Source organism: Neobacillus vireti, assembly GCF_001026695.1.
In the GTDB taxonomy this organism is placed as follows: Bacteria; Bacillota; Bacilli; order Bacillales; family Cytobacillaceae; genus Neobacillus; species Neobacillus vireti.
Genome location: NZ_LDNB01000002.1, coordinates 20,435 through 46,030, shown reverse-complemented (window position 1 = coordinate 46,030; position 25,596 = coordinate 20,435). Strand labels below are relative to the sequence as shown.

Genomic DNA, 25,596 nt, shown 5'->3' with positions numbered 1-25,596 from the left:
ACATACAGAAAAAGACGCCATTATGGCGTCTTTTTTAATATCCTTTAAACACATATTGATCCTTCGGGGCAGTTGTTTTTGACCATTTCTCGACCTTTACTATCGGAATATTCGCCTTAAATGGCTGATAATAAATCGTCGAAATTTTACCTGTAACAGTAATCCATTCATCATTTTTCAATTTCGTTCCTTCAGGCATATCGACAAGCATTCCAAATACACCGGCATCTGCAATACAATGAATTACTCCGAAGCGGAAGATGAAAAGTTGATTTTTGTCAATTGTTTCCGCATCGTTGAAAACAAACCCTTTAAATTCAATATCCTTACCGGTAAATTCCCCTGGGAAGTTATAGATTGTTTCCATTCCGCTTAAATAATTGCTATCATCCAGCAAAATGGAATCTCTATTAATATATTGTTTCTTTTCCTTTTTCATTAAGGTATCATAGTCATCCTTACCATAATAAACACTCGTGTCTGGACGTAAAAATTGCTGTTGGAAGAATGGGTCTCCTTTTCCTTCATCATAAATCGGAAAATGGAATCCTTTTGCTTTAACAATATTAGAATCAAGGGTGGCGATTGGGAAAAACAGTCCTGAAATGATGGGAAAAGCGAACAATGGATAGACAAAAAGCTTTTTATACCATTTATCTTCCTTGACATGATTATGTCCGCAATGTTCATCATCACAAACATGTTCTTCCGAGCGATCTTTATTCACCATGAAAATTTGAACAATTGTCAAGACTAATAATCCATAGCCAGCAGCTGCTGATAAATAAGAATATTTCATGTTGATATACTTATTAATATCACCACTTATATGCAGTTGAAAAACAAAATAGGTTAAACCGATTAATATTAAACTTCTAATCATAGTACCAACTCCTTAAAACAATAAAGAGTATACAAATACACAAACCGTAACTCCGCCAACAATCATAAACACAAGCCGTTTTTTAAACGCTGCAAGCATCATCAATAAATTCTTAATATCAACCATTGGCCCGAATATTAAAAAGGCCAACAAAGAACCCGTAGCAAATGTGGTTCTGAAAGATGAAGCAATAAATGCATCTGCTTCCGAGCATAACGATAAGATAAAGGATAAGAACATCATCACAAGCGATGATGATACTGGACCTTGACCAATAGATACGAGTACGGAAGTTTTCACATATGTTTGAACAGCAGCAGCAATTAGTGATCCGATAATTAAATATTTACCCATAGAGAAGAATTCTGCAACTGCATGTTCTAAAGTCTGCCAAACCTTCTTCCAAAAGCTTGTTTTTTCATGGTGATGGTGATCATGTTGTTCTTTGAAAGGATTTCCTTTATAACCATAAGCAATGAAAATTCCTACAACAAGTGCAACTGCGATTGCTCCAATCGAGCGGTACACGGCAATTTTCCAATCACTACCGAATGCAATATACGTAGCAAATAAAACAACTGGATTAATAATGGGTGCCGTTAGCATAAAGGCAATCCCTGCAGAAATTGGTACTCCTTTTGACACAAGACGACTGACAATCGGTACAATCCCACATTCACAAGAAGGAAATAAGATCCCCATAAATGTTGCAAAGATGACAGCAAGAATTCGGTTCTTAGGCATGATTTTTGCAATCATATCCTCTGTAACAAATATTTGTATGATTCCTGAGATGATAACTCCGAGAGTCACAAACGGTAAGGCTTCAATAAGGATAGAAATGAAAATGGTATTCATTTGGTAAAATGATTGCGGTAATGAGATACCAAACATAGTAGTCCCCCTAACCCTAAAAACTCATGTTAACTACTATACTCGGATTCTTTTATTTCGTCCAACGAAAAATATGGTATTGGTTAAGAAAATATAATCCAACCATTTATTAGAAAAAAACTGCCGCTAATTTTTGGCGGCAGTATCATTGTTTATGGCTGAAATGGCTGTAAGCTTTCCTTCCTAAGTTTCAGTCTTTCATCAACAGATTTGCTCGAGTCGTGATTATAGATTGCCCCTTCCCAATCCCCATACATCGGGTTAGGAAACACAATAAGTTTTCTTCCGAATTCTTCTTTGTGTTTTGTTACAGCATCTATTCTTCCAGATACCGATAACTCGTCAAATCCACTAAAATCCCCTAAATTATCACCAAATAAAAGCACGATTTCATTGGTTTTAGCAACTTGCTGACGCCTATTTTCTTTCCCGCTTTCACCTTTTTGTTTTAAAAACACATGGTCGGGAGTTGCCTGTGGTACACCGACAGCCTGCAAATTTTTAATGGTTATTGCTTTTTTTGCTTCTTTTCGGTTAGTAATGTAGAAAATAGCAACACCCTTTGAATCGGCATAGTTTAGAAATTCTAATGCTCCTGGCAATGGCTTTGCTGCTGCCCTGTCTTCCCATTTACTCCAATTTAACGGATAGTTCTCTCCTGATACGATTTTCCCGGCAAAAAGCGGACTATTATCGATCACCGTTTCGTCCAAATCAAGAACAATTGCTGGTTTTAGCTGTTTATTCTTGTCCCAATTATTCAAGATTTCGTCTAACCTCATTTTTCCTACGTTGTAGCCTTGGTAATATAAAGCTTTAGCTTCCCCTGATGTTTGATACCAGAGAACGGACATCGTGTTTTGTTCTGCCATGCTGGCGGTTGAACTTGTCACCGTCTGTGCACATGCACTAATGCCGGCTAGTGAAAGGGATAAAACAGCAGCACTTATCAATGCAGTAATTTTTTTCATCCTTCCAGACCTCCTTTACTTATACCATTTTAGTATATGGAATAATGAAAAATCTAAGCTTTTTGACCGAGTTTCTTTATCCAAGAATTAAATATACGAAAATCCTGCATTAAAAGCTCCAAAAATATGATATACTTTAGCTATAGCAACATTATTTTAACGTTTTAGGGGGAGGAATTAGCATGTTAATTGGAATACCTAAAGAAATTAAAAATAATGAAAATCGTGTGGCGCTTACGCCTGCTGGTGTTGTTTCATTTTTGACGGTCGGACATAAAGTAATTGTAGAAAAAGACGCTGGAATTGGAAGCGGTTTCACAAATGAAGATTATATTAATGCCGGTGCCGAGATTATTGATAGTGCTGCAACAGTTTGGGCAAAAGCAGATATGATTATGAAGGTGAAAGAACCACTTTCAAGTGAGTATCAATATTTCCGCCCAGGCTTAATTCTATTTACATACTTACACCTTGCTGCCGAGCCAGCACTTGCACAAGCATTAAAAGAAAAAGGAGTTATCGCTGTTGCGTATGAAACAGTGGCCATAAACAAGACTCTTCCACTTCTAACCCCAATGAGTGAAGTTGCCGGCAGGATGGCTGCCCAAATCGGTGCCCAGTTCTTGCAAAAAAATAATGGCGGTCAAGGAATATTGCTAGCAGGTGTTCCAGGGGTTAACCGTGGGAAAGTAACCATTATCGGTGGTGGGATTGTTGGTACAAACGCTGCTAAAATGGCTATCGGTTTAGGCGCTGATGTTACCATAATTGACCTGAGTGCTGAACGTCTACGCCAGCTTGACGATATTTTCGGAAATCAAATCAAAACATTGATGTCTAATCCTTTGAACATCGCGGAAGCAGTGGAGGAAGCTGATCTGCTAATCGGAGCTGTATTGATTCCTGGTGCTAAAGCCCCTAAACTTGTTAAGGAAGCAATGGTTAAGATAATGAAACCAGGTTCTGTTATTGTTGATGTTGCTATTGACCAAGGGGGAATTGTTGAAACCTGCGATCACATTACAACTCATGATAACCCTACATTTATCAAACACGGGGTTGTCCACTATTCTGTAGCCAATATGCCTGGGGCCGTACCTAGAACATCAACAATTGCACTAACAAATGTTACGGTTCCGTACGCATTGCAAATCGCCAATAAAGGGATTTTCAAAGCCATCACCGAAAACGCAGCTTTATTGCTTGGCGTTAACGCAGCGGGTGGAGAAATCACCTATGAAGCGGTAGCAAAAGATCTAGGGTATGAATATGTACCTGTAGAAAAAGCATTAGAAAAAGAACTAGCTGCTATTTAATAAGAAAAGAGGATGTCCCAGCAGGGGTTTTTACCCTGTAGGGATATCCTCTTTTTGTTATAAGATAAGAAAGAAAATTTCGACTTCGAGAATTGTCCAGCTCCAGCGCCCTAGCAGCTAGTGTCCTTCGCTCTCCGCCCTACGATAAGTCAACATCGGATGCGCTCTGCTCTCCGTGTTTCCTTTATCTCAGTTGGAGCGCTCCAGGCCATACGCCGCTGACCAGGGCGCTTGCACTTTTCTTATAAATATTTCCGATGGACGCTTTTGCTGTCGTAGGTAAACAGCATTCTTCTTTCTTCTATCATCGTTTCGATATGGACTGGTCTGCCCCAAAGCTGCTGGATATATGGCAGCACTTTTTCAAGATATTTCACATCCAGTTCCACACCTTCATACCAGTGCTTCAGGTAAAGCTCGCCGTTTTTCATGTAGTCACCATCATTGACGGTGATGTAAGGAAATCCACCGTTTACCCGCATATTCACAAGCTGGTCGCGGATATGCTCCCATTCTTTGTCGATGATTTTATAATCCCGGACTTGTTTCTGGAAAAGATACATATCTTCCCGCATCACCAGGTCCTTATTTAAGTAATTCCGGAGAAAAGAAATATCCGATTCAACCTCACGAACCTCGAACATTTTTTCTCTGCCTGAGCCGGGCTCGACGCCTCTTTGCTTCATTTCTTCGGTTGGGTTGTCATACCGCTCTTCGATATCCTCAAAGATTTTGATGCCGAGATAATAGGGGTTTATCCCTGTTTTTGACGGCTGAACAACTCCAGCATTCAATTTGGCGAATTCAATTGCTTCTCCGCTCGTTAAATCCAATTCCCTTAATATCCGTTGATGCCAATACGAAGCCCAGCCTTCGTTCATGATTTTCGTTTCAAGCTGAGGCCAAAAGTAGAGCATTTCCTCACGCATCATTGTCAAGATGTCTCTCTGCCAATCATCAAGCTCCCTGCTGTACGTTTCAATGAATAACAATAAATCCTTTTCTGGCCGTGGTGGAAATTTCTTCTTCCTCGGTTGATTAGTTTCCTGCTTTTCTTTTTCATCCAGCTTCCAAAGATCATCATATGGTGTTACCGCTTGGTATTCTTGATCTTCTTCCTCATCATCGCCAATCGACCAGGATAGTTTAGGTCTCATAAGAGATGGATCGATATGCTCATCAATCGCTAATACAGCATCAAGGAAGGTTTCTACTTCCTTTTTACCGTATTGAATTTCATATTGATGGATTCGTTCAGCAGTGGCCGCCATACTTTCGACCATATCCCGCTTCGTATTTTGAAAGCGGACGTTATTTTTGAAGAAATCACAATGCGCTAATACGTGAGCCACAATGAGTTTGTTTTGAATCAACGAATTCGAATCTAATAAGAATGCATAACACGGATTCGAGTTAATAACAAGTTCATAAATTTTGCTAAGACCTAGATCATAGTGGAGTTTCATTTTGTGAAATTGCTTCCCAAAGCTCCAATGGGAAAATCGGGTCGGCATTCCATAGGCACCGAACGTATAAATGATTTCTGCAGGACAGATTTCATAGCGCATCGGATAAAAATCTAATCCAAAGCCGGTTGCTATTTCAGTAATTTCACTAATCGCGTATTCAAGTGATTTTCGCCCTTCAACATTCATTAGCCATTCCCCCTTTTCTTCTTATCACAATGTATGAAGTAATCAAGGGAATGATGTAAACTATGACTATTTTTCCAGTACCCATGTTGTTTCATTCAAGGGTATTTTTTCGCTTCTGCTGCAAGCAATAGAACCATCAAATTATACAGGTAAATGTTGAAAACAGCGCTAACATTGATTGTCCAACATTTTCTGTGAAAGTTAATTGCAGAATGTCATACAATAATCTCAACTCCTAATAAGGAGGAGAGAAAAACATATGAATAAAATGGATTACGACCGGGCGTTGTACTATACGCACCGTTCTGAATGGGACAATTTACTGATTTTAATGGTACGGACAAAAGACCAGTTTTTATCGAAAAGAATCGAACAATTCCTGCACGCCTACAATTTTGAACGTGACTACACTGTGATTGAGACGAAACTTTATAATCTTCTTCGTTACATCGACCATGCTAACGAAACCGTTGAACCAAATGAAAATGGAGTACCGATGTATAGTCTTTCCTGAAAAAACAAGTGGATACAGAATTTGTTTAGAAAATTATTTACAACCGGGGCAAAGAATTCCACCACAAAAAAAAACGGCTTCCTTAGTTGGAAGCCGTTTTAACTAACCATTCACCAAGCCATTTCGATGGACGTATACTCCGCAATTGGCTAAATGGATGATTTATTTATTCTCTTGAACCATTTCAATTTTTTGTTCCACAAGCTTCATAAACGCTTTTTCAATCGCAAGCAGTTTCGTTTTACTTTCTTCCAAGCTGTTATCGTTCACCCCAAAGTAAAATTTCACTTTTGGTTCAGTTCCTGATGGTCTTAGACACACCCATGAACCGTCTTCAAAAATATATTTTAAAACATTCGATTTCGGTAAATCAATTTTTTCCTCTTTATCATTCCTAACCCGAAGGCCTGTTAAATAATCTTCTGTTATATCCGTTATGAAAGATCCTAGGCTAGTGAGAGGCTCCGCTCGGAAGGAAGCTAAAATCCGTTGAATCATTTCTGCTCCTTCTTTTCCTTTTAAAGTTAAAGAACGAAGGCCTTCCTGATAATAACCATATTTATTAAAAACTTGCATCAGCCCTTGATAGAGGGACATGCCTTGTTTTTTATAATAAGCACAAACTTCTGTAGCTAAAAGTGAAGCCTGGATGGCATCCTTATCACGGGCAAAGTCACCGATTAAGTAGCCGTAAGACTCTTCATAACCAAACAGGAAGGTATGGTCACCATTTTCTTCATACTCCTTAATTTTTTCCGCAATAAATTTAAAGCCTGTTAATACATCAACCGTTTCTAATTGATAGGCCGAAGCAATTCTTCTTCCTATCTCAGATGTAACGATTGTCTTTAACACAACCGCATTTGCTGGCAATATGCCTTTTTGCTGTTTCTGAGTAAGAAGATAATCCAGTAATAACGCTCCTGTTTGATTGCCTGTAAGAACAACATATTCGCCCTCATCATTAAGAACCGCAATACCCAGGCGGTCAGCATCAGGATCCGTCGCAATTAAAAGGTCAGCTCCAACTTCTTTACCGTCGCGAATGGCCAATTCAAAGGCAGCATGTTCTTCTGGGTTTGGACTTTTTACCGTTGAAAATTCCGGGTCTGGAAGTTCTTGTTCTTTGACGACTGTTACATTGTTATAGCCTAATTCGGCAAGACCAGCACGGACAAGTTTATTTGCCGTTCCATGTAATGGTGTAAAGACAACATGAATATCGGTTTCCTCAGCAAGATTCGGATTCAGAGAGATGGTCTTTAATTTTTCAATATAAACTTGGTCAATGTCTGAACCAATGGTTTTAATTAAACCTAAGCCTCTTAGCTTTTCTTCACTGTCTACCTCGATGACTAATTCATTCTCGATTTCATTTACCTTAGTAATAACAATATCTGCTGCCTTAGGCGTCAGCTGCCCGCCATCGGGACCATAAACCTTATAGCCATTATATTCGGGCGGATTATGACTGGCTGTAATGACGATGCCTGAAAAAGCATGTAAGTATCTTAAGGCAAAGGATAATTCCGGTGTCGGTCTTAGTTCATCAAACAAATAGGTTTGAATCCCTCTTGTTGCCAGTGTCTTAGCAGCCTCCAACGCAAATTCCGGTGATTTATGACGTGAATCATAGGCAATAACAACACCTCGTCGTTTTGCTTCCATTCCACTTTCTTCTATGTATGCTGCCAGGCCGGCAGAAGCCTTGCGGACAGTGTAAATATTCATTCGGTTTGTACCTGCGCCTATTTCACCACGCATACCGCCCGTTCCAAATTCAAGATTCTTATAAAAAGACTCTTCTAACTGCTTTTCATCCGTTTTCATTTCTTCTAATTGATTTTTTAGTTCTTGATCCAATCCAGCAAATTCATTCCAACTGTTTGCAACAACTTTCCAATTCAAAAGGGGTCCCCTCCTATTTCTCTATCCTATATATTGTTTCTAAGTTTTAGTTTGTTACTCCTTCAAAAACCACCAGAAATAAACCGACAATTTTTGCAGGCAAGTGAAACAACTCACATCCTATCATACCTCAAAAACACTATGTTTAAGAGAAGAAATAAAAAAAAGCCTGTAAACAGGCGAAGGTTTTTCTATATAATCAACTCATTGTCAGCCTTTGTGTAAATGCTTAGCATCGGATTTTTCATACACTTTGCTTCTACAAATTGTTCAAATTCAAATGGAAAAAACAAGCCGAATTCCTTAAGTGTTGCTACATTCTTGTTAAATACAGCTTCATATTGTTCAGCCAAGGGAGAAGATTCGAGAATGGATATTAACGTTTGCATACTTGTCATCACCTGAAAAGCGTCTTTCAATGTGTTAAAATCTTCAGAAGGAAGCAATACCTTTAATTCTTCAAATTGACGGATTTCCTCATCACTAAAAAAGTTCGGAAAAATATTGGAATAAATATACCTCACCAGTCCATTAATTTCTTCTTTCTGACTTGGTATCGAGGCAAAAACAATTTTCACTTGTAACCCACCTTTGCCATCCCTTTTTTCTGTCGTATTATATAGATAAGAATAACATAACTAAGCGTGGTTAAACGGTGGTAATTAATAGAAACTAGAGGGATGTGTGATGAATGCTTACAACGAAACGAAAAGGCGAGTGGTTTGAAATAATCATCCCAATAGAATGGAAAGGCAAAACAGTAGACGAGCTATTCCGCCATATTTGGGAAGCTCCCAAAAAATTAACACATATATTCCGTATGGAGGATAAGGTCCTGGTAAATGGAAATCGTGCAAATTGGAATTTGCCATTAGCTGCAGGCTCAAGGCTGCAAATTCACCTATTTGAGGAAGAAACACTACAAGTAATTCCAAATTTCTTTGAAATTGAGGTCTTGTTTGAGGATGAACATGTGTTAATAATAAATAAACCGCCTTTTATGAACACTCATCCAAATGACCCTAAGACCGAGACAGATACCCTTATTAATGCTGCTGCATTTTATTTACAAGCGGGTGGGGAATTAAGGAACATTCACCAAATCCATCGCTTGGACCGGGAAACTACAGGAGCAATTATGTTTGCCAAACATCCATTAGCAGGTGCTATTTTTGACAAAATGCTCGAAAAACGGGAAATAAAAAGAACCTATATTGCAGCGGTACAAGGTCTATTAAAGCGAAAAAAAGGAACAATCAATGCCCCGATTGGCCGTGATCGCCATCATGGAACGAGAAGAAGGGTTTCAGCGTCTGGATCTCAGGCGATTACCCACTTTCAAATGTTAAAAATAGATCAAAACAAACAACGCTCCTATGTAAAATGCTGGCTTGAGACAGGAAGAACACACCAAATTAGAGTCCATTTGAGCCACCTTGGACATCCTTTAATTGGCGATACTTTATATGGTGGGCAGCCACTTGTGAAAAGACAGGCACTTCATGCTGCAAAAATTGAGTTTATTCATCCATTTACAAATGAAAAAATTGAGTGCTTTGCACCATTTAGGGATTTATCAGAGATATTTCATCCGATTGATTTATATACAATATAGAAAAGCCTCCGATTGGGAGGCTATTCTATATTCCATCCTATTTATGCTTAATCCGTTTTTCTAAAGGCACGCATTATGAAGCTTAACAAAAGTACCAGTACAGCAGCACCAATAATTGCCGGAATAATCGCAAAGTCAGCTAGATGCGGCCCCCAGTTTCCTAATACGGCTGTTCCGAGCCATGCACCAACAAAACCAGCAATGATATTACCAATAATGCCACCCGGAATATTTCTTCCGACAATAAGCCCTGCTAACCATCCAATAATTCCACCGACAATTAATGCCCAAATGAAGCTCATATTAGAACACTCCTTTTTAGTATTCACCATTCACTTATTTATTAGCATATATCACAAACCAAAGGCAGTAGTGGAAAGGTTTTCTCTTGCTGCCTGTACTTTTAAAATACCCTATTTTCTTTTTTATACTCATAATTTCTATATTGATGTTTTTGCTCATTACACCTGATAATATTAACTTAAATACATAAATTTCTGACTCTCGGTGAAAAGTAAATTAAAATGCGTCAAACAACAAGAAGTATTCGGAATATTCTAATGTTAAGTTTATGTAAATTTTTTATTAAGATATATCTTTTTTCGACATTTTTCAGATAAACTATTTAAGTTCATACATATTTTATATACGATGGAGGTTCAACAAATGGCATTCAAAAAGAATGACAAATTCTCGGTATTGCTTAGCAATATTTCCACTAACTTAAAAGAAAGTGCAAATTTCTTTACAGAATACAAGTTAAAAAATATCAGTGATTTAAAAATTTTTTCTGAGAAAATGAAGGAGCTTGAAACAAAGGGTGACAGCTATGTCCATGAAGTAATAAAGGAATTAAACGATGCCTTTATTACTCCAATTGAACGTGAAGACATCCTCCACTTAGCCATGAGTATGGACGATGTGCTTGACGGCTTGGAAGCTTGTGCTGCCTTATTCGAAATGTACTCGATTACTCAAGCAGACGAATTTATGTTGAAGTTTGTCGAGGCAATCAATGGCAGTGTTCATGAAATCGACAAGGCCGTTGACTTATTATCGAACAAAAAATTACCGAAAATTCGTGAACATGCTATTAAAATTAAAGATTATGAATCAAAATGCGATAACGTTTTACGACAATCGATTAAACATCTATTTACTATCGAAAAAGATCCAATCCGTATTATTCAATATAAGGAAATATACGAAAATCTTGAGGATGTTGCTGACTACTGCCAATCAGTCGCAAATACGCTTGAAACCATAATCATGAAAAATGCCTAAGGAGCAAAAAAATGAGCCTTATATTAATACTCACGATATTAATTGTAATTTGTGCCCTTGCATTTGACTTTATTAATGGTTTCCATGATACAGCGAATGCAATCGCTACTTCTGTTTCAACTAAAGCATTAAAACCACGCCATGCAATTTGGTTAGCTGCCATCATGAATTTCGTTGGAGCAATGACATTTACCGGTGTTGCCAAAACGATTTCAAAGGATATCGTCAACCCATTTGATTTGTCTACCAGCGGTACACATACAGGTTCGATTGTTATTCTAGCTGCATTGCTAGCGGCTGTTGCCTGGAACCTGATCACTTGGTATTACGGAATTCCAAGTAGCTCCTCCCATGCTCTGATCGGTTCGATAGCAGGTGCAGCTGTGGCAGCAAAAGGATTAAATGTACTGAACTACCAAGGGTTTATAAAAATTCTTGAAGCACTTATTCTTTCACCTATTTTAGCCTTTGTTGTTGGTTATATTATCTACAGTATATTTAAAGTTGTTTTTAAAAATTTCAATTTGGCTAAAACGAATCGTAATTTTCGCTTTATCCAAATAGCAACAGCAGCCTTACAATCTTATTCACATGGAACAAACGATGCCCAGAAATCAATGGGAATTATTACAATGGCACTAATCGCTACTAATTATCTTCCCGAAGATTCAGGTGTACCTTTTTGGGTTCAATTCTCTTGTGCTCTGGCAATGGGAATCGGGACCTCAATCGGCGGCTGGAAGATCATTAAAACAGTTGGCGGAAAGATTATGAAAATACGCCCAATTAACGGAGTGGCAGCTGATTTAACGGGGGCCGGAATTATTTTTGGCGCCAGCTTGATCCATCTACCGGTAAGTACGACTCATGTTATTTCTTCTGGAATCCTTGGGGTGGGCTCAGCACACCGCATTAAAGGTGTTAAATGGAATACAGCACAGCGGATGCTGATTACTTGGGTCATTACTCTTCCTATTTCTGCACTACTAGCAGGAATCTGTTATTTTATTCTAAGTCTAATTTTTTAATACAAAAAAGAGGAAGTAACAAAAGGGCTGCCCTTTTGTACTTCCTTTTTTCTTTTTTGTATATTATAGTAAGATTTTTACTTTTTTTGTACAGCTCTCCATTGCCGCCATTACAGCTCCACGAAATTGATTTTGTTCCAGGGCTGCCACCGCTTCAATTGTTGCACCACCTGGTGTACAAACTTGGTCTTTAAGTTCGCCAGGATGTATTCCAGTCTCAAGTACCATTTTCGCAGCGCCTAAGACGGCCTGCGCAGCAAGCCGGTAAGCCTTTTCCCTTGGTATTCCCTGCCGTACTCCACCATCTGCCATTGCTTCAATTAATAGATAAACATAGGCTGGGGAAGACCCGCTGATGGATGGCACTGCATCCATCAGTTTTTCTTCGAGACGCTCTGTTTGTCCACAAGCGGTAAACAGGTGCTCCACTTCCAAAAACTCTCCTTCGCTTAAGTAGTCATTAGCGCAAAGGGCAGTCATTCCTTCTCCGACTAAAGAAGGTGTGTTTGGCATGGTCCGAACGACTCTTACCTTTGTGCCAAATGCCCGCTCAATATCCATTAAAGAAATCCCTGCAGCTATCGTGACAATAATGGCCTTTTGTTTTATATCGCTTTTAATTTCTTCAATAACGATTTCATGAAGGTCAGGGTTCACTGCAAGAATAAGGATGTCGGCGCTCCTAGCAACCTCTTTGTTATGTAGTGTGGTAATAATATTATAGTTGTGTTTTATTTTTTCGAGCGTTTTTTCAGTCATCGCACTTGCGATGATCTTCTCTTCAGGTATAATGTTTGATTTGACGATTCCTTCTATAATTGCCTGCGCCATTTTCCCAGCACCGATAAATCCAATTGTTTTGTTCATATCTACAACACCTTATCTTTTTACTTATACATTTTATTTTCCAAAATGATGACATCTTCTGAGAAGGTAGTTCTCCCCACTTCTTTCGTATTTTGAACTAAGCGATAAATATTATCACAGCATTGTTTCGCACCCTTAACTAATAACGGTACCCCGATAAAATCAATTTTCAAGCCTCTTGAAAAAAATCCTCCCATTGACATGGTAAAGGGAACAGTCGGCGAGGTATTTGAAAAGACTATCTTTTCATCAAATTTAAATTTTTCCTGTAATAATAAGCTCATTTCTTTTAATGCTGGAACTACATATTTATTCCTTTTCCGTCCTATCGTATACACGGAGTGGCCATCCTCGTCAACCCCGTGTAAGATTAGCTTTCCAAAATCTTCTTTCGTTAATTGGTTAAAATATTTTACATTTAATATTTCTTCAGTACTAAGTTCCCGCTCTGATTGTGATAACTGTTTCAGATGATAAGCCGCTGCTAATGAAGTAGTATGTGTCCCGCCATAATCATTATAGATATAAATCATGGTATCATCCCTTTTTTATTATCTATGTATATTATGTTCTTTTTAGCAAGCTTCAATTCTTTGAATGTATTCAAAAAAAGAGAAGGTAATCAATGATGATTAGCTTCTCTTTTCCGCCTCGGAAATTTAATGCTGAACAAACTCTAGTTAACCTTATATTAATCAAATTAATAATTACTATTAGAAAGCTCACCTTTAGCTATTGAAACACCAGAACTTGCACCGATTCGAGTTGCTCCTGCTTCCACCATTGCAATCGCGTCTTCACCACTACGGACACCGCCTGAAGCCTTCACACCAATTTCTGGGCCTACAGTTTGGCGCATTAGGCGAATATCTTCAACTGTTGCACCGCCTGTTGAAAAGCCTGTAGAAGTCTTCACAAAATCTGCTCCCGCTTTTACCGAAAGTTCACATGCTCGTACTTTTTCTTCATTCGTTAATAGGCATGTTTCGATGATTACCTTTACCAAAGCTTTTCCTTTTGCCGCTTCTACAACGGCATGGATATCTCTTTCGACCAAATCATTCTCTTTATCCTTAAGTGCCGCAATGTTAATCACCATATCAATTTCATTTGCACCATTTTCAATCGCATTTTTTGTTTCAAAAGCTTTTGTTTCAGGAGTTGCCGCCCCTAAAGGAAAACCAATTACGGTACACACCTTCACCTCAGGTGTGTCAGCAAGCATTTCCGCCGCAGCCCTTACCCAGGTTGGGTTTACACAAACAGAGGCAAACGAATACTCTTTTGCTTCCTCGACTAATTTAACAATCTCTCCTCGAGTTGCATCCGCTTTTAATAATGTATGATCAATCATGCTTATAATATTTTGTGTCATATGAATATCCTCCCCATTTTATAAAATTTATATAATAGAATCTTAGTAATTTATCACAATGTAACTATAACAAAAATGCTGAACATTTGTAAATATATTATGAACAAATGTAAAATTTTTTTATTGAAAGGATATTAAAAAAGACTAAAATAGCAGCGATAGCTATTTTAGTCTTTTTTATCTAGTAAAAAATGTGCTGTGAATTGATCTGTAATCAGCACATTTGCGTATCCACCTTTTAAGGCGCCGTAAATTCCTTCAATTTTATTCGGTCCGCCCGCAACTAAGATTGAGTACTCCTTCTGCCGGAGGTTTTCTAAATTAACGCCAAGCGTCCGTTCATTTAAGCTTTCGTTACATATTTCCCCTTGTCGGTCAAAGAAACGCGAGCAAATATCGCCGACCGCCTTTCCGTAAAGAGAATCCAAGTCACTTTCTGTAAAATAGCCTAATTGAAACAATAAAGAGTCCGTTTTAATAGAACCAATTGTAAACAAAGCGATATTTGCCTGGACACCCAGCTCTAATATCTTTCGAATATGGCGGTCTGCCTCCATTGCCTGCTTCACGACAGCATGGTCAACAATCGCAGGCAAAGGCAGATTGTGCGGTGTTGTATTATAGGCTTTCCCGAAAAGGTACAATATTTCAGATGCGTAAGTGTTCGTTTCCGCATGGCTTACACCGCCTTTTAATTGAACAACATGGACGTTTTTCACATATTTCTGCTTTAGTTCGATAGCGATATGATATAGCGTCGTTCCCCATGTCACACCGATAATGTCATCATCCTTAACAATGTCATCAAGATACACGGCGGCCTTTTCCCCCAGGTAATTTTTAATAATATGATTTTCGTATTGCGGGATGGAAGCTACTACTGCTTTTTTTAAATTGAACTTTTTTTCTAACTGCATGGCTAAATTTGCAACGTCCTCTGTAGGGTCCATAATACTAATCTGGACAATGCCCTCACTTTTCGCCTGCTGTAATAATCGGGATACTGTTGGCCGTGAAACTCCCAGAAGCTTAGCAATATCGTTTTGGTTATAATCTAATAAATAATATAATTTAGCTGCTTCAATCACCTTAGTTAACTTTTCTCGATCCACAAACATCACCTTACATCTAAAATATTTACCTTATTGTAACAGGAAATACGAGCTAGTCCATAATTTCTTTACATTTGTAAAATCAACTTTGAACATTTTTGTCTATTTCTATAGTTTAACCAAAAGGTGAATTTTCATCTCGTACTAGGGGGAAAATTGACAGAACGAGTTAGAGGGTTCCCATATCCATATTAGAAATGACATGAAATAGTCATCCGAAATATTGGTTTTCTTCTGTATACTATAATCAGGAAATCATTCCCTTATAAAAAGGAGGCGAGATCATGCAGAAATTAGCGGGATACATATACCGAATTCGAAAATGGGTATTGATGTTTTGGATTTTTGCTATTTTTTTGTTTGGAATTTTCGCTTTAAAATTACCATCAGTTTTAGGCGGTAATGGCTTTGAATATAAAGGCGATTATAATGAAACAAGGAAAATACTTGAAAAAGACTTCGGACAGGCCAAATCATCGATTATCCTTGTTTTCGAAAAGGATAAAGCTGTCAGTGACATGAACTTCAAGAATTTTATTGATGGCACCTTTAAAAAATTAACGGATTTTGATGGGGCAGAAAAGATAATTTCACCTTACGAACGAGACGGAATGATTAAAGATCATTATGCCTATGGGATTCTTACTTTTAACAAAAACGCAGAAGGCCTAGGGAAGGAAATTGCCGAATTAAAGGATTTGCTAAAAAATAAACAGGGCTTAAAGGTTACCATGACAGGTGAGCCAATTATTGTTCAAGACCTAAATGCTGCAAGCCAAGAAGATTTGGCAAAGGCGGAAATGATTGGGCTGCCAATTGCCCTAGTGGTCCTCGTCCTTGCATTTGGAAGTCTTGTCGCAGCTTCGCTGCCGTTAGTCATTGGGATTATTTCAATCCTCATCACCATGGGAACTGTATACTTTTTTAGTTATGGCGCTGATTTATCCATTTTCATCTTAAATATTGTGCCGATGATTGGCCTTGCCTTAAGCATTGATTTTGCCTTGTTATTTATTAATCGCTATAAAGAAGAATTACAAAGCAAATCGATTCAAGAAGCGATTGAAATAACGATTGCAACAGCCGGCCGCTCGATAATTTTTTCCGGTCTTTGTGTTTTTATCGGCTTATCCGGTCTTTGGTTTATTCAAATTGATATTTTTCAAAATGTTGCCCTTGGCGGCATGACGGTTGTGCTTATTTCTGCTTTATGCGCGTTAACCTTTCTCCCTGCATTACTTGCAATAATAGGAAAAAACATCAATAAATTAAGTGTACTCAGGATATCTAGTGCGCAAACAAGCATTTGGCACAAGTTTGCTCAGTTTGTGATGCGTCGTCCCGTTCTGATGGCAGCGGCGGCATTGGCTATTCTGCTGATTGGGCTCTTGCCAGTTAAGCAAATGACGTTATCGATACCAGGCACAGATTCACTTCCACCGAAATATCCATCTAGATTAGCAATAGAAACCTATAAAGAACATTTTATCGCGAAAGATAAACGTGATGAGAAAAAGGTAACGATTGTCCTTGAAACCAATGGAAATGTCTTAAAGAAGAACAATCTTAAAAAGGTAACTCAGGTCGTCAATGAACTAGAAAAAGATCGGCTTGTTCATTCGGTTGACTCTCCTTTTTCTGCAACTGGAGCTAAGGATGGCGAACAACTTTTACAACTTCTTACCAATGAGGATAAAGCAAAATTTGCTCCAGTGACAGACCACTTTATCAGAGATAATAAAATGCTTTTGGAAGTGTATTTAAAAACCGGAGAACATTCTACAAAGGCAAGACAATGGGTAAACACATGGTCTAATGAAGAGTTAGGACTAAAGGCATCATTTGGCGGACGAATTAAGTTTGAGCAGGAAATCTTTACGGAAATTGTTAAGAAGGCTCCCTATGGATTACTGCTGATCGTTATTTCAACACTCATTATTCTTATGGCAGCTTTCCGTTCGGTGCTCATTCCGGTAAAGGCAATATTAATGAATGTATTAAGCTTAGGATGTACGTTTGGAATTGTTGTTTGGGTTTTCCAAGAAGGGCATTTTGGAATGACTCCTGCTACTATCGGTTTAATCTTGCCGGTGTTTGTTTTTTCACTGGTGTTCGGACTTTCGATGGATTATGAGGTCTTTCTTATTTCTAGAATTCAAGAGTTTTACTTAAAAACAGGTGATAACAGCGCAGCAACAATATCTGGTTTAACCTATACGAGTAAAATAATTACCTCCGCAGCTGCCATCATGATTGTTGTTACCGGTGCCTTTGCCTTCACGGGCGTGATGCCGATTAAACAATTAGGTGTCGGGATTGCCGCAGCAATTTTTATTGATGCCACAATTGTGCGGATGGTCCTCGTTCCAGCCCTAATGAAGCTGCTTGGCGACTGGAACTGGTGGTTCTTTGGCTACGAGAATAAAAAACAGTGTAACTCACGAAAAAAGCCAGCCTGATTTACGAGGGCACTGAAAATCTTTGGATTTTTCAATAGTGCTGAATAGCAGTAAAAAAAAGACGACTCTAAAATTCCAAAAGTGAATTTTAAGGCGTCTTTTTGTTAGTGAGGGTATCTATCTAATTAAAAGAACCCTGTTGATTGTAGCGGAAGGCGGCGAAGACTCCTGCGGGAGTACGGGGCAGGGGAGACCCCGCAGGCGCCAAAGCGCCGAGGAGGCTCCCCGGCACGCCCGCGGAAAGCGAAGCCGCCTGGAGCGGAAATCAACAGCCAATTTAGACACACAACCCAAATTTAAGGGACTTTTTCAGCGTCCTCTGATTTACCGGGCATATTTAGGATATTCCCACTGCGACAAGCGCAGCACCCTTTATCAATGCCTGTTTGTTCACCTCAATCAAATGATGCTTTTCAGATGAAAGAACTTTCTTTAACGATTCAATAATGGAATCAGTTGAAACTAGTTTTGTCAATTCCAAAAAGGCACCTAATAAAATCATATTGGCTACCCGGGAATTTCCTAAATCATTGGCTATATCTGTTGCCGGTATTTCAAGCACCTTAATATCCTTACGCTCCGAAGTTCCAACCACTAGGGAAGAATTAATAATCAACAATCCTTCATGCCGGACACGCGGCTCGAACTTGTCAAACGAAGGGTTATTTAAAACGATGGCCGTTGATGGTCTGGTTACAAGCGGCGACCCAACTGGTTCATCACTTACTACAACCGCACAATTCGCTGTTCCACCCCGTTGTTCGGGCCCATATGAAGGCAGCCAAGAAACACCTTTCCCCTCAAGCATTCCTGCGTAGGCAATGAGCTGTCCCATTGACATAACTCCCTGCCCGCCAAATCCGGCAATGATAATCTCTTCAAGCATGTTCATTTCACTCCCTCTTTGTTCTTATAAACACCAAGAGGATATACGGGAACCATCTGATCTTTCACCCACTCAAGCGATTCAGCCGGATCGAGTCCCCAGTTTGTCGGGCAGGTCGATAATACCTCGACCATTGAAAAACCTAAGCCCTTTTTCTGCGTTTCAAATGCTTTCCTAATCGCCTTCTTTGTCTTCTGAATATGTGGAACATCATGGGTGGAAACCCGTTCAATATAGGCAGCCCCATCCAGTGTCGCCATCATTTCGCACACTTTAATTGGTGGCCCTTGGATGCTAATATCTCGGCCAAATGGGGTTGTCGCCGTTTTTTGGCCAATTAATGTGGTCGGTGCCATTTGCCCGCCAGTCATTCCATAAATCGCATTATTAACGAAAATAACCGTGATATTCTCGCCTCTTGCGGCAGCATGAATCACTTCACTAATTCCTATCGAGGCAAGGTCGCCATCACCTTGATACGTAAAGACAATTCGATTTGGCAGGACCCGCTTCACCCCTGTTGCAACAGCAGGTGCCCGGCCGTGAGCAGCCTGCGTCATGTCACAGTTAAAATACTCATACGATAACACCGAACATCCGACAGAGGCAACACCGACAGTATCTTCTAAAATATCCAATTCTTCTAACACTTCACCAACAAGACGGTGGATTACTCCATGTGTACAGCCGGGGCAGTAATGTGTTGGCTTATCCGTCAGTCCATTCGTTTTTTTAAAAACCGTTTTCATAGTCATACTTGAACACCCCTAGCAACCATCATAATCTTATCGTATATTTCTTCTTGGGTAGGGACGACACCGCCGGTTCGGCCATAGAAATCTACCGGTGCATGGCCATTGACCGCTAATCTAACATCCTCAATCATTTGCCCGGCACTCATTTCAACAGAAATATATGCTTTTACTTGGTCCCTTGTTTCGATGAACGGCTCTTCTGGGAATGGCCATAAAGAAATCGGCCTAATCAAGCCAACCTTGACTCCTTCTTGCCTTGCCTTATTAATCGCATTCATTGTTATTCGTGCAGTCGTTCCGAAGGCAACCATGATATATTCTGCGTCATCTATTGAATAGGTTTCATAGCGAACCTCATTTTCCTTTATGAGTGCAAATTTCTGTTGAAGATTACAATTTCTTCTCTCAAGACTCTCCGCATCAAGCTCAAGTGATGTAATGATTTTCGGTCCGCCATCGCCGCGCGTACCAGTTGTTGCCCAATCCTTCTTAAACTGCTCTGTTTCAGAACGTTCGCCAAACTCAACAGGTTCCATCATTTGCCCCAGCATACCATCGCCCATTAAAATCACCGGTGTCCGGTAACGGTCGGCAATATCGAAAGCCTCCTGTGTTAATTCAACAATTTCCTGCAGACTGGCCGGCGCTAATACAGGAAGATTGTAATCCCCATGCCCTCCGCCTTTTGTTACTTGGAAATAATCCGATTGGGCCGGTTGAATATTTCCTAATCCCGGACCGCCGCGAACGATATTACAAATAACCGCAGGAAGTTCGGAGCCAACTAAATAAGAGATTCCTTCTTGTTTCAAGCTAAATCCTGGGCTTGAGGAGGATGTCATCACCCTGACACCCGTGCTCGCAGCGCCATAGACCATATTGATTGCGGCAATTTCACTCTCTGCTTGCAAAAATAATCCACCGACCTCTGGGAGCCGTCTTGCCATGTAGGCAACTAGCTCACTCTGAGGAGTAATTGGATATCCGAAGAAGTACTTGCAGCCCGCATGCACTGCTGCCTCTGCAATCACTTCATTCCCTTTCATTAACACTTTCCCCATATATAAACCTCCATTCTTTCAATCACACAGTTTGCAAAATTTTAACTGGCCGGTAGACAGCGATTACCGCATCTGGGCATATTTGCGCACACTTTGCACAGCTAATGCAGTTTTCCTGATCGACAACCCTTGCCGGCCGGTATCCTTTACCATTTAAATAGTCTGCTAGAAAAATAACATTCGTTGGGCATATTTGAACACAAAGACTGCAGGATTTGCATGTATCCTCATTAAAAACGACTTTTTTCTCCATATGGATTCAACTCCTTTAACTCTCCCAAGGTAATTTCATGTACCGTTCGATAAAAACAACTTGATAATTTTCCGCAAAATCTTCAGCTTCCTTTTTTAAATGGGTTGAAATGGTTGTATATAAAAAAGGAACATCCAACTCCTCCGCTAGACGACTGCTTAATTGATAGCCATTTTGAATATCATTCATCGTTGTTTCAGTGCCAATATTTGAATTATTAATAATCCCGGTTACCTTTATGCGTGAAACTTTTTCAATCTGCTCAACCGTATATCGAGCCCCGGCAACAGTGCTGACATACGGACGATTAGCATTTAGGACAAACAGTAATTCCGGGCTTAAATCCTTCCATTCATGATAATATTGTCCTAAAGCAGCTGCCCCGTCTTTATCACCGCCAGCATCAACAATTAACCGGTATCTAGGATCGTGCAGTACACGATACATTTCACCGGACACTATTGGAAGATCTGCAGCAGCAAGCCGATTCTTTGGGGCTAGCAATTCAACATCATGCTCTTGAAAGATGCTCGCTGCATCTCTTGAACGATAATAAGGGTTAATAATATCCAAATCATTAATGGCGGTTTTTTCATGTTTCTGTCTCTCAGCCAATGCTAAATTAATGGCAATCTCTGTTTTCCCACTACCAAAATGACCAGATAGAATGGTAATTTTACTTAATGATTTCAACTGATTTTATCCCTCCTATACTTTCTGAAAGCGTTTTCAACGCTGTTAATTGAAAAATCCACCGATATCCATCCATCATTATAAAATACTTATCGATAAATCGCTTTGACCAATGTCACACTTCCATTCGGAGAATGCACAAAAAGAAGTTCCGAGGAACTTCCCTTATGACATAAATGAGAGTACTACTTTTTGCGGCAGTTCTGGTACGCTATCTGGTTTTCTTTTTGGACGTTCACAAGATGGCATTTCAAATGAAAAATCTTCTACGTTTGGCGGAATAATTCCCCTTTGCTGCAACCGATCAAATACCCGTTGCATTGCATCTTCTGTTGTAACCGTTTCTGTTGAATCTTCCAACTGAAAACATTCAACACATGTTTCAATAATATTCCCGTCAATTTGTTCTTGAGCAAACACTAATTTAGCACCTGCAATATGTTCTACTTCCTGATTCTCTAATTCAATGATGGTTGTAATATTCATTACTGTTACCCTCCTCATTAAGATAGCTACATTATAAATAATTTCCACTACGGATATTTTAAAAAACGGATTAGTTCATTATTTATTCATATGTTTTTGACAACTTTCTGTCATTAGCAAAAAATTGTCCTTTCCCGAATCAACTGCCAAATCAGACAGATAATAATATTAAAGGAAGAATTTTAGGTGGTTAGCATTAATGAGAAAGGTCTTAAAAATTTATCAAGATGATCTGTTGAGTATTGTTACCAATTGGGGTGCCGCCATCATCATCACCGCGTTGATGATTCTCCCGTCACTTTACGCCTGGTTTAATATTAAAGCCTCTTGGGATCCCTACGGTAATACGAAAGGCATTCCAATTGCTGTTTCAAATGATGACTCGGGCGCTGTATTAAAAGGAAAAAATATTAATATTGGCAGGGAAATTATCAAATCTCTCAAGGATAATAAATCGCTTGGCTGGAAATTTGTCGATACCGCTGAAGCCCAAAAAGGAGTCGAGCGCGGTAACTATTTTGCCAGCGTTACGATACCAAAGGATTTCTCAGCAAAAATTGCTACCGTAATAAATGATAACCCGGAAAAGCCCGAACTCATTTATGCAGTGAACGAAAAAATAAATGCAATAGCCCCGAAAATAACGGCTAAAGGGGCAACCGGGATAAAAGATGAAATTAGTAAGAACTTCGTAAAAACTGCGAATGGGGTAATATTCGACATTTTTAATCAGCTTGGAATAGAGCTCCAAAAAAACCTGCCAGATATTGAAAAATTGAAAACTATGATATTTTGGCTGGATGACCACTTGTCTGAGGCTGAAAATATCATCAACACCGCAGATGAAGATGCCAATCAGGCTCAAATTATTGTTGCGGATCTACAAAGGAACATTACAGAAGTAGAAAGGATTATTGGTCGAGCACGTGATCTATCCGGACAAATTACCACGTTTTTTGACCGCAATGAAGATACATTTGCAAACCTTGCTCCGACCGTTAAACAAAATTTAATCTACATGGAGCAAACAACTGGAACTATCGAGCAAATTACGGACCTGTTATTATCGGATACCGCAAGTGCAGAGGATAAAAAAAGTGCAGTAGACGAAGGTATAAACCGCCTGAATACGCTCATTAAACTGGAAACACTCCTAATCAGCCTGTTTGAAAAACTTAATGGAATGGGAAACTCCAGCGCCTTTGATTCGGAATTAGCAAGATTAACACAACAAAAGAATTCTTCAGAGAATCTGTTAAACAATCTTAAAACAATCCAAGGTCTTGAAGCACCATCTAGAGCATTATTAGAAAGTACAAATCAAATTTCAAAGGGGGTTTCCTCGAATCTTGGGTCAATATTAAATCAATACGATGCCCAAATTGCCCCTAAAATTAAGCAAGTAGGCGATACAGCAAAAAGAATCCCAACCAAAGCAAACGATATTCTTACGAATGCAGAAAAGACGCTTCCGCAAGTAAAGAAAATACTTAGCGATGCTTCTAACGGAATAGCAATTGGGAAAAAAGACATCGCTCTTATAAATAGTAATTTCCCTGCGGTAAAGCAGAAAATCACAGGTCTTGCCGAGCAAATTCGCGAATTCGAAAAATCTAAGGATATTCGTGAAATCATTGATTTACTGCGGAATGATGTGCGGAAGGAAAGTGACTATTTTGCTAATCCAGTTCTATTAAAGGAAAAACGGCTTTTTTCAATTCCAAATTACGGTTCAGCGATGTCACCGTTTTTTACTACCTTAGCCCTTTGGGTAGGTGCCACACTGCTCATTTCGATGCTTCCAGTTGAACTTAACAACTTGCCGGATAACTATCATCCGAATCACCTTTATTTAGGCAGATTTCTAACCTTTTTAACGATTGGGCTAGGGCAATCAGCAATCGTCACATTAGGGGATATTTTTTTACTGAAGACATATGTAGCTGCTAAACTGTGGTTTATCTTATTTGGATTATTAATTAGTGGTTTATTTGTCTTAATTACCTATACGCTCGTTTCCATTTTCGGAAACGTTGGAAAGGGATTGTCAATTGTTTTTCTTGTTTTACAAATATCTGGGTCTGGAGGAACCTTCCCGATCCAAGTCATGCCAACCTTTTTCCAGAAACTCAATCCATATTTACCATTTACCTATGCCATAAGCCTAATGAGAGAAGCAACTGGTGGAATCCTATGGGATGTCGCGAAAAGAGACCTAACCGTCTTTCTATTTATCGCGATTATCACTTTAATATTTGGTTTAGTATTGAAAGGACCAATTGAAAAATATGGCGGCCGTCTAAAAAGGAAAGCCCAAGAAAGCAGGCTGATTCATTAAGGATTTCCTAATAAATTTTTTAAAAACACAAATACTACCATTACTTTAAAAGAAAGATCATCATGGAGGTCATCCTATTGCTTGAAAAGAGGATTGCTATACCAGTTATTACATTCATTCTTTTTTGGCATTCGTTTTCTACCTTTTCGTATGCAGTCGAAAATAATCAAGGAATAGTTGAATTAAGAATTCTTGAAACGACAGATTTGCATGCAGATTTAATTAATTATGATTATTATCAGACAAAGACAAATCAGCGAGTTGGTCTCGTCAAAACAGCCACACTCATCCACCAGGCAAGAAGCGAAGCAATGAATACGTTATTATTTGATGTCGGCGACCATTTAAAGGGAAATCCACTTGGAGAGTATTTAGCTAGAATCAGGGGGATGCAAAAAGGAAAGGTACATCCGGTTTATCGAGCTTTTAATTATCTAAACTATGATGCTATTGCCATCGGGAATCACGAATTCAACTATGGGTTAAAATTCTTAAAGACAGCCTTAAAAGGTGCGAAAATGCCTGCTGTCAATGCCAATGTCTTTTCCGTAAAAAAGAATAAGCCTTACTTTGCTCCCTATGTCATTCTTAAAAGGAATGTGGTTGACTTATCAGGGCGTCAGCATGAATTAAAAATTGGCGTAATTGGTTTCATGCCCACACAAATTATGAGCTGGGACCGAGCAAATCTTGAAGGAAAAGTCTTTGCCAAACCAATTGTAGATGCGGCGAAAGAATTTGTGCCCGTCATGAAGGCTGATGGGGCAGATATTATCATTGCCCTTGCCCACACTGGTATTAGTAATGAAGCCTATCGCCCCGACACCGAAAATGCTGTCTATTATTTAACACAAATTCCCGAAATTGACGCAATACTTGCTGGACATTCGCATAGCACCTTCCCAGGACCCATTTTTCAAAACCTGCCTAATACTAATTTGGAATCAGGAGCAATCAATGGTAAACCTGTGGTGATGGCTGGCGCCTTTGGTAACCGGCTTGGGATTATTGACCTTCGGATTGAACATAGAGCAGGTAAGTGGAAAGTCTTAGAAGGTACATCCCAAACAAGACCAATTGCCGATGATAACGGATTGCCCCTTGTAAAGAGAGATAAACGGTTATTTAAATTAGTAAAACTAGAGCATGAAGAAACAGTGGATTTTATCAGAAAAATAGGCCTATGAGTATCCCCTTTGCTAAAGCTAGGGGTTTCGAAAGAATAGGCTAAAAAGCCGCATTG

At 39.2% G+C, this 25,596-nt stretch carries 25 protein-coding genes; 8 read left to right on the top strand and 17 right to left on the bottom strand.

Annotated elements, in window-relative coordinates; genetic code table 11:
- Nucleotides 1–34: 34 nt before the first annotated feature.
- From AA980_RS00520 to AA980_RS00510, 3 genes are all read right to left on the bottom strand, one after another.
- The gene (locus AA980_RS00520) at nt 35–883 is read right to left on the bottom strand and encodes a TIGR03943 family putative permease subunit (protein ID WP_024029498.1); all 849 of its coding nucleotides are present in this window, start codon (nt 881–883) and stop codon (nt 35–37) included.
- Nucleotides 884–895: 12 nt separating this feature from the next.
- The gene (locus AA980_RS00515; protein ID WP_024029499.1) at nt 896–1,777 is read right to left on the bottom strand and encodes a permease; all 882 of its coding nucleotides are present in this window, start codon (nt 1,775–1,777) and stop codon (nt 896–898) included.
- Nucleotides 1,778–1,929: 152 nt separating this feature from the next.
- Nucleotides 1,930–2,748, bottom strand: a complete 819-nt coding sequence (locus tag AA980_RS00510) for a 5'-nucleotidase, lipoprotein e(P4) family (RefSeq protein WP_024029500.1) — start codon at nt 2,746–2,748, stop codon at nt 1,930–1,932.
- A 182-nt stretch (nt 2,749–2,930) separates the two neighbouring features.
- Here AA980_RS00510 and ald point away from each other — a divergent pair, with 182 nt between their 5' ends.
- On the top strand, nt 2,931–4,064 hold the full coding sequence (ald, locus tag AA980_RS00505) for an alanine dehydrogenase (RefSeq protein ID WP_024029501.1): 1,134 nt from the start codon (nt 2,931–2,933) through the stop codon (nt 4,062–4,064).
- 242 nt (nt 4,065–4,306) lie between these two features.
- Here the strand turns inward: ald and AA980_RS00500 are convergent, their stop codons facing one another.
- Nucleotides 4,307–5,719, bottom strand: coding sequence for a SpoVR family protein (locus AA980_RS00500; protein WP_024029502.1), 1,413 nt, complete (start codon nt 5,717–5,719; stop codon nt 4,307–4,309).
- 259 nt (nt 5,720–5,978) lie between these two features.
- Between AA980_RS00500 and AA980_RS00495 the strand changes: the two genes are divergently transcribed.
- Nucleotides 5,979–6,233, top strand: a complete 255-nt coding sequence (locus AA980_RS00495; RefSeq protein WP_024029503.1) for a YhdB family protein — start codon at nt 5,979–5,981, stop codon at nt 6,231–6,233.
- Nucleotides 6,234–6,395: 162 nt separating this feature from the next.
- On the opposite strand, the gene AA980_RS00490 is transcribed toward AA980_RS00495, so the two are convergent.
- Together AA980_RS00490 and AA980_RS00485 are read right to left on the bottom strand one after the other, a co-directional pair.
- Nucleotides 6,396–8,141 carry a phospho-sugar mutase gene (locus AA980_RS00490; RefSeq protein WP_024029504.1) on the bottom strand — a complete coding sequence of 582 codons (1,746 nt, stop codon included), beginning with the start codon at nt 8,139–8,141 and terminating at the stop codon, nt 6,396–6,398.
- 191 nt (nt 8,142–8,332) lie between these two features.
- Nucleotides 8,333–8,719, bottom strand: a complete 387-nt coding sequence (locus AA980_RS00485; protein ID WP_024029505.1) for a YhcU family protein — start codon at nt 8,717–8,719, stop codon at nt 8,333–8,335.
- Nucleotides 8,720–8,832: 113 nt separating this feature from the next.
- On the opposite strand from AA980_RS00485, the gene AA980_RS00480 reads away from it, so the two are divergent.
- Entirely contained in the window at nt 8,833–9,756 is a 924-nt protein-coding gene (locus AA980_RS00480; RefSeq protein WP_024029506.1) for an RluA family pseudouridine synthase, read from the top strand.
- 47 nt (nt 9,757–9,803) lie between these two features.
- Here AA980_RS00480 and AA980_RS00475 read toward each other — a convergent pair whose 3' ends face one another.
- Entirely contained in the window at nt 9,804–10,058 is a 255-nt protein-coding gene (locus tag AA980_RS00475; protein ID WP_024029507.1) for a GlsB/YeaQ/YmgE family stress response membrane protein, read from the bottom strand.
- A gap of 364 nt (nt 10,059–10,422) precedes the next feature.
- Here AA980_RS00475 and AA980_RS00470 point away from each other — a divergent pair, with 364 nt between their 5' ends.
- Nucleotides 10,423–11,040: a DUF47 domain-containing protein gene (locus tag AA980_RS00470; protein WP_024029508.1), complete on the top strand. Its 618-nt coding sequence runs from the start codon at nt 10,423–10,425 to the stop codon at nt 11,038–11,040.
- A gap of 11 nt (nt 11,041–11,051) precedes the next feature.
- Nucleotides 11,052–12,068 carry an inorganic phosphate transporter gene (locus AA980_RS00465; RefSeq protein ID WP_024029509.1) on the top strand — a complete coding sequence of 339 codons (1,017 nt, stop codon included), beginning with the start codon at nt 11,052–11,054 and terminating at the stop codon, nt 12,066–12,068.
- 63 nt (nt 12,069–12,131) lie between these two features.
- Here AA980_RS00465 and proC read toward each other — a convergent pair whose 3' ends face one another.
- The 4 genes from proC to AA980_RS00445 all read right to left on the bottom strand — a co-directional run bounded on the left by proC (nt 12,132) and on the right by AA980_RS00445 (nt 15,428).
- Complete coding sequence (gene proC, locus AA980_RS00460; protein ID WP_024029510.1) at nt 12,132–12,935, bottom strand: pyrroline-5-carboxylate reductase; 804 nt, start codon at nt 12,933–12,935, stop codon at nt 12,132–12,134.
- Between the two features lie 20 nt (nt 12,936–12,955).
- On the bottom strand, nt 12,956–13,468 hold the full coding sequence (locus tag AA980_RS00455; protein WP_024029511.1) for a DUF3189 family protein: 513 nt from the start codon (nt 13,466–13,468) through the stop codon (nt 12,956–12,958).
- 167 nt (nt 13,469–13,635) lie between these two features.
- Nucleotides 13,636–14,310: a deoxyribose-phosphate aldolase gene (gene deoC / locus AA980_RS00450; protein ID WP_024029512.1), complete on the bottom strand. Its 675-nt coding sequence runs from the start codon at nt 14,308–14,310 to the stop codon at nt 13,636–13,638.
- Between the two features lie 167 nt (nt 14,311–14,477).
- A complete protein-coding gene (locus AA980_RS00445) occupies nt 14,478–15,428 on the bottom strand; it encodes a sugar-binding transcriptional regulator (RefSeq protein ID WP_034724465.1) in 951 nt (316 codons plus the stop codon).
- Between the two features lie 278 nt (nt 15,429–15,706).
- Here AA980_RS00445 and AA980_RS00440 point away from each other — a divergent pair, with 278 nt between their 5' ends.
- A complete protein-coding gene (locus AA980_RS00440) occupies nt 15,707–17,881 on the top strand; it encodes an MMPL family transporter (protein ID WP_024029514.1) in 2,175 nt (724 codons plus the stop codon).
- Between the two features lie 337 nt (nt 17,882–18,218).
- On the opposite strand, the gene AA980_RS00435 is transcribed toward AA980_RS00440, so the two are convergent.
- The 6 genes from AA980_RS00435 to AA980_RS00410 form a co-directional block, all read right to left on the bottom strand.
- Nucleotides 18,219–18,773, bottom strand: a complete 555-nt coding sequence (locus AA980_RS00435) for a 2-oxoacid:acceptor oxidoreductase family protein (RefSeq protein WP_024030634.1) — start codon at nt 18,771–18,773, stop codon at nt 18,219–18,221.
- Nucleotides 18,770–19,522 (bottom strand): thiamine pyrophosphate-dependent enzyme, encoded by a 753-nt coding sequence (locus AA980_RS00430; protein ID WP_034724971.1) that lies wholly within the window; start codon nt 19,520–19,522, stop codon nt 18,770–18,772. The genes AA980_RS00435 and AA980_RS00430 overlap by 4 nt, the downstream gene beginning before the upstream one ends.
- Nucleotides 19,519–20,583 (bottom strand): 3-methyl-2-oxobutanoate dehydrogenase subunit VorB, encoded by a 1,065-nt coding sequence (locus AA980_RS00425; protein ID WP_024030632.1) that lies wholly within the window; start codon nt 20,581–20,583, stop codon nt 19,519–19,521. Before AA980_RS00425 ends, AA980_RS00430 begins: the two co-directional genes overlap by 4 nt.
- Nucleotides 20,584–20,605: 22 nt before the next feature.
- Nucleotides 20,606–20,836, bottom strand: a complete 231-nt coding sequence (locus AA980_RS00420; protein ID WP_024030631.1) for a 4Fe-4S dicluster domain-containing protein — start codon at nt 20,834–20,836, stop codon at nt 20,606–20,608.
- Between the two features lie 15 nt (nt 20,837–20,851).
- Nucleotides 20,852–21,529 (bottom strand): hypothetical protein, encoded by a 678-nt coding sequence (locus tag AA980_RS00415; RefSeq protein ID WP_024030630.1) that lies wholly within the window; start codon nt 21,527–21,529, stop codon nt 20,852–20,854.
- Between the two features lie 165 nt (nt 21,530–21,694).
- Nucleotides 21,695–22,015 carry a hypothetical protein gene (locus AA980_RS00410; protein ID WP_024030629.1) on the bottom strand — a complete coding sequence of 107 codons (321 nt, stop codon included), beginning with the start codon at nt 22,013–22,015 and terminating at the stop codon, nt 21,695–21,697.
- Nucleotides 22,016–22,214: 199 nt separating this feature from the next.
- On the opposite strand from AA980_RS00410, the gene AA980_RS00405 reads away from it, so the two are divergent.
- Together AA980_RS00405 and AA980_RS00400 are read left to right on the top strand one after the other, a co-directional pair.
- Nucleotides 22,215–24,353: a YhgE/Pip domain-containing protein gene (locus tag AA980_RS00405; protein ID WP_024030628.1), complete on the top strand. Its 2,139-nt coding sequence runs from the start codon at nt 22,215–22,217 to the stop codon at nt 24,351–24,353.
- Nucleotides 24,354–24,430: 77 nt separating this feature from the next.
- The gene (locus AA980_RS00400; protein ID WP_024030627.1) at nt 24,431–25,540 is read left to right on the top strand and encodes a metallophosphoesterase; all 1,110 of its coding nucleotides are present in this window, start codon (nt 24,431–24,433) and stop codon (nt 25,538–25,540) included.
- The last annotated feature ends 56 nt before the right edge of the window (nt 25,541–25,596 follow it).

Excerpts from the sequence above, each read along its gene's own strand:
- ald (WP_024029501.1), top strand. The coding sequence starts at position 2,931 with ATGTTAATTGGAATACCTAAAGAAATTAAAAATAATGAAAATCGTGTG.
- AA980_RS00480 (WP_024029506.1), top strand. The coding sequence starts at position 8,833 with ATGCTTACAACGAAACGAAAAGGCGAGTGGTTTGAAATAATCATCCCA.
- AA980_RS00410 (WP_024030629.1), bottom strand. The coding sequence starts at position 22,015 with ATGAATATTACAACCATCATTGAATTAGAGAATCAGGAAGTAGAACAT.
- AA980_RS00510 (WP_024029500.1), bottom strand. The coding sequence starts at position 2,748 with ATGAAAAAAATTACTGCATTGATAAGTGCTGCTGTTTTATCCCTTTCA.
- AA980_RS00430 (WP_034724971.1), bottom strand. The coding sequence starts at position 19,522 with ATGACTATGAAAACGGTTTTTAAAAAAACGAATGGACTGACGGATAAG.
- AA980_RS00515 (WP_024029499.1), bottom strand. The coding sequence starts at position 1,777 with ATGTTTGGTATCTCATTACCGCAATCATTTTACCAAATGAATACCATT.
- deoC (WP_024029512.1), bottom strand. The coding sequence starts at position 14,310 with ATGACACAAAATATTATAAGCATGATTGATCATACATTATTAAAAGCG.
- AA980_RS00425 (WP_024030632.1), bottom strand. The coding sequence starts at position 20,583 with ATGGGGAAAGTGTTAATGAAAGGGAATGAAGTGATTGCAGAGGCAGCA.
- AA980_RS00475 (WP_024029507.1), bottom strand. The coding sequence starts at position 10,058 with ATGAGCTTCATTTGGGCATTAATTGTCGGTGGAATTATTGGATGGTTA.
- proC (WP_024029510.1), bottom strand. The coding sequence starts at position 12,935 with ATGAACAAAACAATTGGATTTATCGGTGCTGGGAAAATGGCGCAGGCA.
- AA980_RS00465 (WP_024029509.1), top strand. The coding sequence starts at position 11,052 with ATGAGCCTTATATTAATACTCACGATATTAATTGTAATTTGTGCCCTT.
- AA980_RS00420 (WP_024030631.1), bottom strand. The coding sequence starts at position 20,836 with ATGGAGAAAAAAGTCGTTTTTAATGAGGATACATGCAAATCCTGCAGT.
- AA980_RS00500 (WP_024029502.1), bottom strand. The coding sequence starts at position 5,719 with ATGAATGTTGAAGGGCGAAAATCACTTGAATACGCGATTAGTGAAATT.
- AA980_RS00520 (WP_024029498.1), bottom strand. The coding sequence starts at position 883 with ATGATTAGAAGTTTAATATTAATCGGTTTAACCTATTTTGTTTTTCAA.
- AA980_RS00455 (WP_024029511.1), bottom strand. The coding sequence starts at position 13,468 with ATGATTTATATCTATAATGATTATGGCGGGACACATACTACTTCATTA.
- AA980_RS00435 (WP_024030634.1), bottom strand. The coding sequence starts at position 18,773 with ATGAACATGCTTGAAGAGATTATCATTGCCGGATTTGGCGGGCAGGGA.
- AA980_RS00495 (WP_024029503.1), top strand. The coding sequence starts at position 5,979 with ATGAATAAAATGGATTACGACCGGGCGTTGTACTATACGCACCGTTCT.
- AA980_RS00405 (WP_024030628.1), top strand. The coding sequence starts at position 22,215 with ATGAGAAAGGTCTTAAAAATTTATCAAGATGATCTGTTGAGTATTGTT.
- AA980_RS00470 (WP_024029508.1), top strand. The coding sequence starts at position 10,423 with ATGGCATTCAAAAAGAATGACAAATTCTCGGTATTGCTTAGCAATATT.
- AA980_RS00445 (WP_034724465.1), bottom strand. The coding sequence starts at position 15,428 with ATGTTTGTGGATCGAGAAAAGTTAACTAAGGTGATTGAAGCAGCTAAA.
- AA980_RS00440 (WP_024029514.1), top strand. The coding sequence starts at position 15,707 with ATGCAGAAATTAGCGGGATACATATACCGAATTCGAAAATGGGTATTG.